A 12,505-nucleotide genomic window follows, 5' to 3' on the forward strand; every position below is an offset into this window, starting at 1 on the left:
TGAAATTAGATATTTTTAGCCGGAAATATAATTTTATACTTCACTCCGTTATAACTGATAAAATCAATATTGCCTTGTAGCTGATGTGTTAGACCTTTTACTAATCGCAGTCCTAACGATTCTGTAGCTTGAAAGTCAAAATCTTGGGCAAAACCAACACCATTATCACTGATAGTAAGTGTAAATAAATTTGCTTCTATGGAGCAAAAGGCAATACAAATTTCTCCCGTTTCTCTTTGGGGAAAAGCATATTTTAAGGAATTTGAAATAAGTTCATTGATAATCAACCCGCAAGGAATAGCTGCATCAATGGCGAGAAAAACCTCCTCAACGTTCATTTTCAAGTTAATAGCGCTGGAATTAACGTTGTATGAATAAAATAAATTAGTTACTAAATCTTGGATATAGTCAGCAAAATTAATCTTTGCCAAGTCTTGAGATTGATATAGTTTCTCGTGGATCAAAGCCATTGATTCAATCCGATTCTGGCTATCTTTGAATACCTCAAGAGCTTGATTGTCCTTGAGATATTCTGCTTGCAGGTTGAGCAGACTAGAAATAATCTGCAAATTATTTTTTACCCGGTGATGAATTTCTTTCAATAGCACCTCTTTTTCTTGAAGCGATGCTTTAATCTGCTCCTCTGCTTGTTTACGCTCTCGTCTCACCTGTGCCTCACGCAACTCGCGGGCAACAGCAGGGATAAGTCGCGCTAAATTGCCTTTGATAATGTAGTCATGGGCACCAGCTTTCATGGCAGCTACTGCGGTATCTTCACCAATCGTGCCTGAGACGATAATGAATGGCAGGTCAAGTCCACTTTCCTTAACCTGCTTTAATGCAGCAGGGGCGCTAAAGGTGGGCATGGAATAATCACAGATGACAATATCCCATGTTTGCTCTGCGATGGGCGAAGCCCCGCCTTCGGCGATCGCAGCTTTCATGGCTGTGGGTGTATCAACCCTTTCAAAGGTTACTTCATAGCCACCACGTTGCAGTTCACGTAGCAGCAACAAAGCGTCATCTTCTGAATCCTCAACAAGTAATACGCGCAGAGGTGTACCCATACCCATCTAAACTATACTCTTGGCGGTGATTCGTTTAAGACAAACCAGTACAACCCTAGTTGTCGCACTGCTTCACTGAATTGGGAAAAGTCTACTGGTTTCCGAACATAGCTGTTGGCACCCAAGCTGTAACCATTGATTAAGTCTTGCTCCTCCTTGGACGAAGTGAGAATCACGACGGGAAGGATTTTTGTCCTTTCGTCGGCCCGCAGGTGTCGCAAAACTTCCAGACCATCCATTTTAGGCAACTTCAAATCCAACAGGATGAGATTCGGCATAACGCTCATATCGCGGTCAGTGTAAACACCTTTACCAAAGAGATAATCTAGGGCTTGTACCCCATCGCGTGCCACTACCACCTCGTTCATAATGTTGTTTTTCTTCAGTGCCCGTAAGGTTAACGCTTCATCATCAGGATTGTCTTCTACTAATAGAATCATGTTGTATATTTTCCTTATACTTAAAGGGTGAAGTAAAATGTTGCGCCTTGCTCCACTGCGCTTTCTGCCCAGACACGACCACCGTGACGGTGAACAATCCTTTGCACAGTAGCTAATCCGATACCAGTGCCTTCAAACTCAGTCATGGCGTGCAGTCGCTGAAAAGCACCGAAGAGTTTCTCAACATAGGCCATATCAAAGCCTGTGCCATCATCACGGACAAAATACACATGAGTGTCATCTTGCTGCAAAAGCCCAAATTCTATTCGGGCTTTTTGATGTTTTCCTGTAAACTTCCACGCATTACCCAGTAGGTTTTCTAGAACTATCCGTAACAGATGAGCATCACCATTAGTAACCAATCCCGGCGCGATCGCAAACTCTACTTGGCGTTCTGGTTGGGTTTTGTGCAACTCTGTAGCGATCGCCTCCACCAGTGCGCTTAGATCAACCTTTTCGGAACGCATCTCACTGCGTGTCAATCGTGATAGATTCAGTAAATCGTCGATCAGTTGTGCCATTCGCTGGGTGGCTGCACGCACTCGCTGGAGGTAGTTTTGGCCTAGTGTGTCTAGCTTGTCAGCATAATCTTCTAGTAGTGCTTGGCTAAAACCATCGATACTCCGCAAGGGGGCCCGCAGGTCGTGAGACACTGAATAACTAAATGCTTCCATCTCTTTGTTAGTCGCTTCGAGTTGTGCTGTGCGTTCTGCAACTCGCTGCTCAAGCTGGACATTCAGGCGCAGAATTTCTGACTCCGCCTTTTTGCGCTCATTAATTTCAGTTTGCAATTCCTCGTTAGTGTTTCTCAGTTCGGCAGTCCGTTTGTTAACCTCAATTTCTAATTCATCGCGAGCTTTTTGCAGAGAATTTTCCATCCGCCTGCGTTTGACGAGTTCCTGATTGGTAATCATCGCCGCTAAACCGACAATAACAGAAGCGATAATGCTGCCAAAAATAGTCAGCACAGTTGTTTGATGAGCGCTGGCGTTCGCCTCCATTGAGCGCTGTTTCAACAACTCATTCTCTTCATTCTCCATAGCTGTAGTGAGCATTCGGATGTCCTCCATAATCTGCTGACCCCGATCTGTCTGAACTATTTGCAGTGCGGACTCTAAATCTTTGCTCCTTGCATTAATCGCCTGTTCAATCAAAACCAGTTTTTTGGTAATCAATGGTTCAAGGCGATCGAGCCGCCGTTGTTGATTGGGGTTATCCACAGTCAATTGGCGCAGAGCCTTAAGTTTTTGAACAATCTCGCCAGTTGCTGTGCGATAGGGTTCGAGATACCGCTTTTTGCCCGTGAGAAGATAACCCCGTTGTCCAGTTTCTGCATCCTTGATCTGCGACATTATTTCTTTTGTCTTTTCAAGTACCTCGCGTGTATGTGTTACCCATTGAGCGTTTTCTCTATACTGAAGCAAACTCAGATACGAAACTACGCCGATACCAGTCATAATTGCTACTGCTATTACAAAACTGCCCGTATTCTTTTTGTAAATAGCCCATTTCATTTTTTACCTTCCTAATTGAAAAAGCAGCTGTTGACTAAAGTAGTAAAAACGGTGAGTCAGCTCTTTAGATGGTTAATAGTCACTATATATTGGCATTAGAGCATCACCCTTCGTGCCCCAGTTCAAGCGGCTATATCTTCGTTCCAGCAAACAATATCCATGAAAAAATTGGCTTGCTGAATAAGAAGTATGAAAATGATTTTGTTTAATATCAAAACCCATATAGAGATGCGATATATCGCGTCTCTACCTTTTGATTCATACTTCTTATTCAGCAATGCCAAAAGTTTTTCACGGTATTACTCATCATAGTCGTGCTAACTGATACTAAATTTTTTAACTTTTAGAGTAGAGCAAACTAGCTCTAATAAAGGATATCTATAATTAGTGAATTATTGTGAGCGTATATTTTCTGACTCATAAGAAGGCAAATAAGAAATTTTGTTCAAATATTCAGTATATTTACCCAGCTAGATTCAATAGATTTTCGCTTGCATCAGCCACGCAAATGTGATATAAAACTCCAGTAATTACACTTAAAAATCTTTGATTGTATTAGCTTGATATTGACTTGATTTATAAGATACGTAGATTAGATAGAGACATAAAGCAATGTAGGGAAATAGGGGCTTGCCACACCCCTACGACAAATCTATATGTATGTATCAGAGTTTTCGTGAATTACTATTACGCCTCGGAATTGCTGAAATAAGGTAAAAATAATAGGGCATGGGGAATTACCTCATGTAACTAACTCAAGGCAAGGTGAAGTACTCATGCTCAGGCGCTTAATTGTGATTGTTACTGCCGCTATACTCTTTAGCAACTCCTTAACGCTGGCACAGACTAAAAAGCCCAAACCACCGGATGAATTTCCTCCTAGTCCTCTAGAAATCACCACACCCGACCCACTGCTGCCACGTTTACCCAAGGATAAACAGCCGTTAACTCTCCAAGAACAGCAAAACTTAGAACTAGCGCTGGATGCCTTAAATCAAGAAGCAGCAGCGAAATTGCAAGCAGGGGATCGGGTGGCGGCGTTTGAAATTTGGAACCGGGAACTTCGGTTGCGGCGCTTTTTAGGTTTTTTAGCAGAGGTGCAAGCACTATCACGAGTCGGGGCGATCGCTTGGAAGCAAAATGATGGGGAAGAAGTACAATATATTACGCAGCGATTGCAAGCAATTCAAAAGCAGGCGCAATCTCAGAAAACAACTGCTCAAGTTGATCTGGAATTATGGCGATCGCTAGCCCAAGCTTACCAAAATGTGCGATCAATTAAACTAGCTGTAGAAGCTTACGACCAAGTTTTGCTAGTGGTGCGGCAGCAAAAAGATCCAGCAGCAGTAGTAGAAATGCTTAAAACAATTGGGGAACTACATTTAACTTGGTTTGATTATACAAAAGCTGCCCCAGTCTACGAGGAATTATTGAGTTTAGCTACATCTCAAGGTGAACGTGTAAATGAGATAACATATCTGCAACGGCTGGCTTACATTTACGAGCAGACACAACAACCGCAGCAGTCATTGAATGTACTTAATAAGCTAGTTGAAATTTACACTAACGAAAATAATCTTACTGTAATCCCAGAATTAAAGCTAGCGATCGCTGCAAATTACGAATCTCTAGCCAAGAAAGATCCTAACTTACTGCTAGAAGCTTTTCAAAATTATCAAGAAGCTTATACCACTGCTTGGCAATTACGCGAGTATGTTCGTGCTGGCGACGCTTTGCAGAAGTTAATTGCACTGTACCGTTCTCAAGGACAAATAGACGAGGCTTTGCAGGCTAGCCAAATCCTTGTACAGATACAGACGCAATCTGCCAATTTTTACGGGATAATGCAAGCTTATGACCAAATTGGGCAATTGTATCTAGAACAGAAAGATTTTCCTCAAGCATTAACAGCTTTTAAAAAAGGGTTGGAAATAGCACAACAACTAAAACATGAAGAAGCATACTTTACTAAGCAAATTGAAAAAATATCATCTAATCGATAATACCTATTAATTGATTATTCAACTTAGATGCTTTTCAGCTTAATACATCTTCATATATTTCGGCGATCGCACACCGAAAATCAACGCTAGCTAAATGCACTTCTTGTTCATAAGGATAAAGTACCCACTGTCCTTGTTCATTGCGGCGGAAGCATTCGACACTCATTTGGTCTGGTGAAATTAGCACATATTCTTGTAGTGATTCTAAGTGTCGATAACTAGCGAATTTCTTGCCTCTGTCATAGCCTTCTGTTGACTCAGAAAGCACTTCGATAATTAAACAAGGATAAGACTTAAAATATTCATATTCCCTATCTCGTGTATCACAAGTCACCATAACATCAGGATAGAAATAGCGATTTATCACATCAATTTGTGCTTTCATGTCCAACATATAGACACGGCATCCACTACCCCGGAGATGGTTTCGTAACAGCATAGATACATTCATGCTCACTGTGACATGAGCATCACTTGCTCCTGCCATCGCGTAGACTTGTCCATCAATATACTCGTGTTTGATTTCACTTACTTTCTCGCCTTCTAGATATTCTTCTGGAGAGATATAGTACTCACTTTGGCTGATGACCATTTTAGTACCTTAGTAGTTTTATCAAGTATTTTAACCCATACAACAAATTTAATGAGCGACAGCATTACCACTTGGCTTCACCTTTTTGAAGAATAAAACGGCAAGTCCACTGAGTAATAATGCAATGCCAATAAAGTAAAAACAATCGTTAAAAGCCATTACATAAGCTTCCCGGCGGACTATATTAGATATGGATGCGATCGCTTGATTTTGTGCGGTACTCAAATCTGCTCCTCTACTGACAAAATACTGTGTCATTTGGTCAATTCGCTGTTGAGTTTCTGGGTTATATAAAGATATCCCATCACCCAATCTATTCGAGTGAAATTGCTCTCTGTTAGTTAATAAAGTTGCTAAAGATGCAATTCCTATAGAACCGCCCATATTCCGCATCATATTAAATAAACCACTTGCTGAACCTGCTTCTTTTGGACTCAATCCAGCAGTAGCGATAGAAGTTAGCGGTACCATAATTAGGGGTTGTCCCATTGCACGCACAAATTGCGACCAGCGTAACTGATCTAATCCAGTTTGATTAGTCATTCCAGAGTTCATAAATGCACTGATGGAAAACAATGTTACGCCAACAGCTACCATTAACCGTACATCAATGCGTTGCATCAATTTGGGGATAAGCGGAATAATAAAAAGTTGAGGAATACCAGCCCAAATTAAGACTTCACCAATTTGTAGCGCATTGTATTTTTGAATTTGGGCAAGATACAACGGTAAAATATAGATTGAACCATACAATCCCACACCCAGGGACACATTAACAATACTGGCTAAACCAAAGTTTCGCCTAAACAAAAGTCGTAAATTAATAAATGGTTGCTTACGAGTTAATTCTATAAAGAAAAATATCGCCAGAAAAATTACTGCGATCGCACTTAAGCGCACGATCAGCGCTGAACTAAACCAATCTTTGCGGCTACCTTCTTCTAAAACAACTTGCAGGGAACCTAACCCAATAGCCATTGCAATAATTCCCCACCAATCACCTTGTTTCAGTAAATTAATTTGGGGTTTTTCTTCCTTAATTCCGTACCAAACTCCAGCTAGCATTAATGCGCCTGGAATTATATTTATATAAAAGTTGTATTCCCAACCAAAATTTTCTGTTAACCAACCTCCTAATGTTGGGCCAATTGAAGGTGCAAAAACTGCACTAAACCCAAAAGCAGCCAGCCCAACTGATTGCTTAGATTGGGGTAAAGTCGTTAATACAACTGTCATAGCGGTGGGAATTAAAACTCCTCCACTAAAACCTTGCAAGGCGCGGAATAAAATCATAGAATTGAGATTCCATGACCAAGCGCAGCATATAGAAAAGAAAATAAATAGTGCAGTATTCACTAACAGATAACGTTGCAGAGAAAACACCCGCGATAACCATCCTGTTAAAGGAATTACCACAATCTCTGCTACTAAATAAGCTGTAGAAATCCAAGAGCCTTCTTCTAAAGTTGCTCCTAAACTTGCTTGAATATCTTGCAGTGAAGCATTAGTTATTTGAATATCTAATACCGCCATAAATGCACCAAGCATACTGGCTAATACACCAATCCAGGTTCTTAGCGGTACGCGTTCTGGTGGTGCTTGCTGATGAATTACACCTGTATTAGCCATAATGTTGTTCCAGTTTCAAAATTAAGCAACGGAATTTTTATTAAAACTTATACCATTTATTTGCGTTTTTATCCTAAGATTTATTGCTTAGTACAATGCCCTTCTGCTCATAAATTGGACGCATTATCTGCCTTAAAGCAGGCAATTGCCTGCTAAAAATTATAGAACCTAAAATACAAGCTATACCATCAATAATTAAAGTGTTGGGTGCGCCAATACGACTGGCTAATACACCTCCTAACAAGTTACCCACGGGAATCATCCCCAAAAATGACATTGTGTATAAGCTCATCAATCGCCCACGTTTGTCATCTTCAACAATTGTTTGTAAAAATGTGTTGCTAGCAGCAATCTGGAGAATTGTACCTAAGCCAACAAATAACATTGTAAATAAAGAAAGTGGTAAATATCGAGATAAAGAAAAGGCAATTAGACCAACTCCTAAAATTGCTGGAGCTAAAGCAATCAATTTACCAATTCCTAAGATTGTTTGGCGCGTAGCTAGATAAATTCCACCAGTTAAAGCTCCAACTCCAGATGCCGCCATCAAAAACCCCAAACTCTCTGCACCACCTTTAAGTACTTGTTCTGCAATAACTGGTACGAGAATTGTGTTTTGCAGTCCCATGAGACTGACTAAAGTTGATAGCAATAAAATCGAACGAATGGGCGGAAAGCTAAAGGCATATACAAATCCCTCTTTGACTTTTTGTAAGGGATTACCGTCTGTCACCACATTTTTCCAAGGCTTAACTTTCATTGCCAATAAAGCGGCGAGTACAGCAATGTAACTTAAACCGTCTATTAAAAAACAATAGCCAGTTCCAACTCTAGCAATTAGTAAACCTCCGATCGCAGGGCCAATCAATCTAGCACCGTTGATCATGGTAGAGTTGATGGCGATCGCATTGGCTAAATCTTCTCTGCGTTCAACCAGTTCTGGGACAAATGCTTGGCGGGCTGGCGCATCTAAGGCGTTAATAAATCCTTGACATAAGCTCAAGGCGATGATGTGCCATACCTCAATCACACCAGTCAGTGCCAGTACTGCTAATGTTAATGATTGAATCATCGCCAAGACTTGTGTACCAATTAAGGTACGATATCGAGAAAATCGATCTACAAATACTCCACCAAAGGGAGCTAGAAAAAAGCTCGGAATTTGACTCGAAAATCCCACAACTCCTAGCATTAATGCGGAGTTTGTCAAGTTATAAACTAGCCAAATCGTCGCAAGTTGCGTCATCCATGTCCCAATTAGGGAAATACCTTGTCCGGCAAAAAACAACTGGTAGTTTTTTGACCTTAAAGCAGGTAGTAATGGTTTTTTCATGTCAGGTTTGTTTTATACCAATCTGCTCTCACAAATATCATTTCACCTCATCTTTGTACGCCTCTCTATAGATGTATGAGAATGTCATAACAAGAAAGAGGTTTGCAGACAACTTGGTATTACTTGACTTCCACAGCTACTTCCGCAGACATCCCCGGAGTAATCCGCGATTCGTATCCTTGAATGCTCTTTTGGTCAAAAACTACTTTGACTGGGATGCGTTGGACAACTTTGGTAAAGTTACCTGTAGCGTTATCCGGTGGCAATAAGGCAAACTGAGCGCCGGAAGCTGGCGAAAGACTTTCAACACGACCAACAAAGGTATGATGAGGGAAAGCATCGAGCTTGATTTCTGCCGTCTCTCCTGGGCGCATCTTTTCTAATTGGGTTTCTTTGAAGTTCGCAATTACCCAATACTCGTTATCCACGATCGCCATTAATGGTGTTCCTACTGCAACTCGGTTGCCAACTTCGACGTTTTTTCTACCGACTCGTCCGGCACTGGGGGCGGTAACATTGGCGTAAGATAGCTGCAATTGTGCGTCTTTGAGCGATGCTTCTGATTGCGCGATCGCAGCTTTTGCCGCTTCGTATTGGCTACGTTTGACTGTCGTATCTTGTCCGCCTGCGGTAGCTTGTTGCAATCCGCCCTTGGATGCTGCCAATTTCGCTTGGGCGTTGGTGACATTTTCTTGCGCCTGTGCTAGTTGAGACTGGGCTTTGGCAACACCAACTCTCGCAGAGGCTAATTTGGCTTGAGCTTGTTCTACTCCCTGAACAGCAGCGTTTCTTTGTGCGGTAGCCACATTAAAAGCGGCCTTGGCTGCATCTAGCTGCTGACGAGCGATCGCACCGTTTTTATACAATTCGTTGTAGCGATTGTAATCTGCTTGGGCATTTTCCAAATTCGCATTTGCTTGCGCTACCTGCGCTTGGGCGGCGGGAATCCCTGCTTCGGCTAATCTGACCTCAGCTTGTGCCGCTGGTATCCCAGCTTGGGCTTCTTGTACTGCTGCTTGGGCTGTGGAAATTGCTGCTACCGCACCGCTAACATCTCCCTGCGCTTGAGTTGTCTTACCAGTGGTGGTTTGTGAACTTAAAGCAATATTTGCTTGGGCAGCTTGGGCTTGTCCACGTGCATTTTCTAAGGCTGCTTGTGCTTGCTGTACCTTACTTTCATAGTCTCGTGGATCTAACTTCACTAACAATTGTCCCGGTTGCACCAGTTGGTTGTCATTCACAAGCACCTGACTTACAGTTCCGGGAATTCGGCTACTAACTTGGTGAATGTTTCCCGCAACGGTGGCGTTGTCTGTTTCCTGGTGGGTGGAGGCGTATTGCCAATAGTTATAACCAAAAGTACCTGCGACGATCGCACCCACACCTAATCCTGCCAAAATCAAACCAGTCGGTTTTTTCCGCTTCGGTGGAACTTCTTTCTCGATCTCAGGAGTTACAACAGGTGCTTCGGCGGTTACAGCTTCTAAAGTCTCGGAATTAGGAATCAATTCTTTTTCTATAACTATGGTTTTGTTTTGGTTGCGTCCGTTAAATGTATTGGTTTTCATGATTCTTAACTCTCTTGTTCGATAATTTGATTGATAGTCGTTTATTTAGAATGCGTAGTATTTACTGAAAAAAAACTTATTTCCTTAGTATGCGTAATATTATCTCAAAACAAATCTTTACAGCACCTCCCCCGGTCGGGTGATTGTGAGGTTATCTTTAGGAGAGGTTAGCGATCGCCCGATTTAAGATTTGGGAAAACAGTTCTCGGTCAGCAAAAGAAATACCGTCCATTGCTTCATCCCTTACTGCGGCGGCGATTGGGGGTAAGATAGTTTCTAATTCTTTACCTGCATCCGTTAGCCAGATCCGCCAGATGCGGCGATCGTGAGTGTCGCGTTCTCGACGCACCAAACCGCGTTCTTCCATCCGATCTAGTACGCCTGTTAAAGTTCCTCCTACTTGTTTGAGTTTATCTCCAATACTAGAAGTAGGTAAACCATCTTCTTGCCACAAACAGCACAACACCAACCAGTGAAATGGTGTAAGTCCAAAGGGTTCTAGCTTATCTGTAAACTTGCGACTGAGCAATTGTGAGACTAATTTGATTCTGTAGCCCAAATTGTATGGTGCCAGATTTTGCTGCCACGACTCTAAAGCTGGGGAATGATTAGATGTAGAAACCATTTAGCAAAATACTTAGTGTACGTACTATTATATATAAATTAACATTTTTTAGCAACAGGTGCTTTGCATCTATCTTAGGGAAGAAATTGGATCAACTGGTACTCTTTGACAGTGCCGAGAATACGGTGAGGTCTAGATAATTTAGGGGATTGGTCAGTATAGATCCAAGCATAGCTCAAAGCTGGTATTTGCGAAATAGAGGCTACTTGCTGGGCATGAATAGGAAGATAGAACTCAAATAATACTTCGGTTTTCTGGTCTATTTCCACATAGTAGGTAGGATGAGATTGGAGAGTTGAGGCGATCGCACTTTGTTGTAAAAAAGTTTTCAAAACAGAGTTATAGTCACTTAACAGACCGATGCTACCAATCATCGCCAAAGCTAACCAACAAGGAATCAACCAACCTGCAATCCAATAACGCGCTGTGAGAAACTTCTTGCCAAAGTGGTAACGACTAATCCACACCACAGGTAAAATTAACCAACCCAAGCCCATAGCCAAGGCAATGGTTGCATACTTGCGGATGTCAGAACCACCCCAACTAAGAACACCAATACTCACTATTATAAGTAAAAAACCTAACCCACCAAAGGCATAACTGAGATTCCGAGGAAGATTGTTTTTGCTAAAAAGGCTGAATATATTTATTTTATCTTTTTCAATAGGTAATGCGGGGGTAATTCCTGCCTGGTAAATACTACCTAACCAGTTTAAACCCACAGATGCAAACAAAGCTATAAACGGATAAAGGCAAAGACTATAATGAGGGAGACGAGTGCTAAAAAGACTAAGCTCACAAAATAGGATAAGTGGAAAGCCAACTAATATTAACTGATAACGAGTAATTGGACGACGTATAGTCAAAAATAAACCTAAAACTCCGAAAAAAGCCCAAGGAAATGCTTTTAAAAGAATATTCCAAAAATAAAACAGTCGATCATTTCTATAATTATTTTCAGAACCTAGCTGCATAACAAACTTGAGTAACTCTTCAAAACTCTGATTTCCGTAGTGCAGCCAGCTTAAATATAGCCAAACACAGGTAGGGATTAAACCGACAAAAAAGCCTAAATACAAAAATGGGTTAGTAAGATGATGATGACGGCGATGTTCCCAAATTAAATAAGGGAATAAAGCGATAATTGGCAAAAAAATCATAAAGCTTCTGACTAAGAAGCCTAAACCTAAACTTAAACCAGCTATAAAACTCCAAAAATAACGATATTTAGGATATGATTCTGTTTTTATTAAAGACAAAATAGCTAAAAGTACCAATAGAACCATCGGTATATCAGGTGTACTTAAGCGAGAGTATTGCAGCCAGAGAAATTCCACACTTAAAATAGCAGCAGCTAGCCAACCTAATTTTTTGCCTAGCATAATTTTGCCAATTTCATACACAAGCCATAAGCTAAAAATACTAGCAATCATACTAGGAAGACGCGCACTAGTATCACTCATACCAAACAGCTTGTAGAAACTGGCAATTAACCAATAAGGTCCAGGGGTTTTATGGTGTGCCGTTGTCCAAGGAGTTATCCAATTACCAGAATCAAACATCAGACGCGCACGCGAAGCGTAAAGCGCCTCATCATGTGCCATCAGGCTATTGTGCCCAGAAGTAAATAATAATAAGGGAAGTATCCAAAGTAACAAGCTCAAATATGGTAATAATCCCACTAGGCGCGTTTGTCGCCAAATATGCCGCAAGATATGTAATTTATAAAACATT

Annotated in this window: 10 protein-coding genes; 1 reads left to right on the forward strand and 9 read right to left on the reverse strand. The window is 41.3% G+C overall.

Annotation, left to right across the window (positions count from 1 at the left end):
* Positions 1-5: 5 nt before the first annotated feature.
* The 3 genes from IQ274_RS15195 to IQ274_RS15205 are packed head-to-tail and all read right to left on the reverse strand — an operon-like array spanning position 6 to position 3,021.
* Positions 6-1,073: a histidine kinase dimerization/phosphoacceptor domain -containing protein gene (locus IQ274_RS15195; RefSeq protein WP_175586573.1), complete on the reverse strand. Its 1,068-nt coding sequence runs from the start codon at positions 1,071-1,073 to the stop codon at positions 6-8.
* A 5-nt stretch (positions 1,074-1,078) separates the two neighbouring features.
* Positions 1,079-1,507, reverse strand: coding sequence for a response regulator (locus IQ274_RS15200; RefSeq protein ID WP_163928036.1), 429 nt, complete (start codon positions 1,505-1,507; stop codon positions 1,079-1,081).
* Between the two features lie 20 nt (positions 1,508-1,527).
* Positions 1,528-3,021, reverse strand: a complete 1,494-nt coding sequence (locus IQ274_RS15205; protein WP_228058202.1) for a sensor histidine kinase — start codon at positions 3,019-3,021, stop codon at positions 1,528-1,530.
* A 776-nt stretch (positions 3,022-3,797) separates the two neighbouring features.
* On the opposite strand from IQ274_RS15205, the gene IQ274_RS15210 reads away from it, so the two are divergent.
* Positions 3,798-5,024, forward strand: a complete 1,227-nt coding sequence (locus IQ274_RS15210) for a tetratricopeptide repeat protein (protein ID WP_163928034.1) — start codon at positions 3,798-3,800, stop codon at positions 5,022-5,024.
* 34 nt (positions 5,025-5,058) lie between these two features.
* Here the strand turns inward: IQ274_RS15210 and IQ274_RS15215 are convergent, their stop codons facing one another.
* The 6 genes from IQ274_RS15215 to IQ274_RS15240 all read right to left on the reverse strand — a co-directional run bounded on the left by IQ274_RS15215 (position 5,059) and on the right by IQ274_RS15240 (position 12,504).
* Positions 5,059-5,616, reverse strand: a complete 558-nt coding sequence (locus IQ274_RS15215; protein ID WP_163928032.1) for a Uma2 family endonuclease — start codon at positions 5,614-5,616, stop codon at positions 5,059-5,061.
* Between the two features lie 48 nt (positions 5,617-5,664).
* Positions 5,665-7,245: a DHA2 family efflux MFS transporter permease subunit gene (locus IQ274_RS15220; protein WP_194142755.1), complete on the reverse strand. Its 1,581-nt coding sequence runs from the start codon at positions 7,243-7,245 to the stop codon at positions 5,665-5,667.
* Positions 7,246-7,318: 73 nt separating this feature from the next.
* The gene (locus IQ274_RS15225) at positions 7,319-8,578 is read right to left on the reverse strand and encodes an MFS transporter (protein ID WP_194142756.1); all 1,260 of its coding nucleotides are present in this window, start codon (positions 8,576-8,578) and stop codon (positions 7,319-7,321) included.
* A gap of 119 nt (positions 8,579-8,697) precedes the next feature.
* Positions 8,698-10,146: an HlyD family secretion protein gene (locus tag IQ274_RS15230; RefSeq protein WP_163928026.1), complete on the reverse strand. Its 1,449-nt coding sequence runs from the start codon at positions 10,144-10,146 to the stop codon at positions 8,698-8,700.
* A gap of 157 nt (positions 10,147-10,303) precedes the next feature.
* Positions 10,304-10,771 (reverse strand): MarR family winged helix-turn-helix transcriptional regulator, encoded by a 468-nt coding sequence (locus IQ274_RS15235; protein ID WP_012410030.1) that lies wholly within the window; start codon positions 10,769-10,771, stop codon positions 10,304-10,306.
* A 74-nt stretch (positions 10,772-10,845) separates the two neighbouring features.
* Entirely contained in the window at positions 10,846-12,504 is a 1,659-nt protein-coding gene (locus IQ274_RS15240; RefSeq protein ID WP_194142757.1) for an ArnT family glycosyltransferase, read from the reverse strand.
* Position 12,505: the final 1 nt, after the last annotated feature.

The organism is Nostoc sp. LEGE 12447, from assembly GCF_015206985.1.
Classification (GTDB): Bacteria; Cyanobacteriota; Cyanobacteriia; order Cyanobacteriales; family Nostocaceae; genus Nostoc.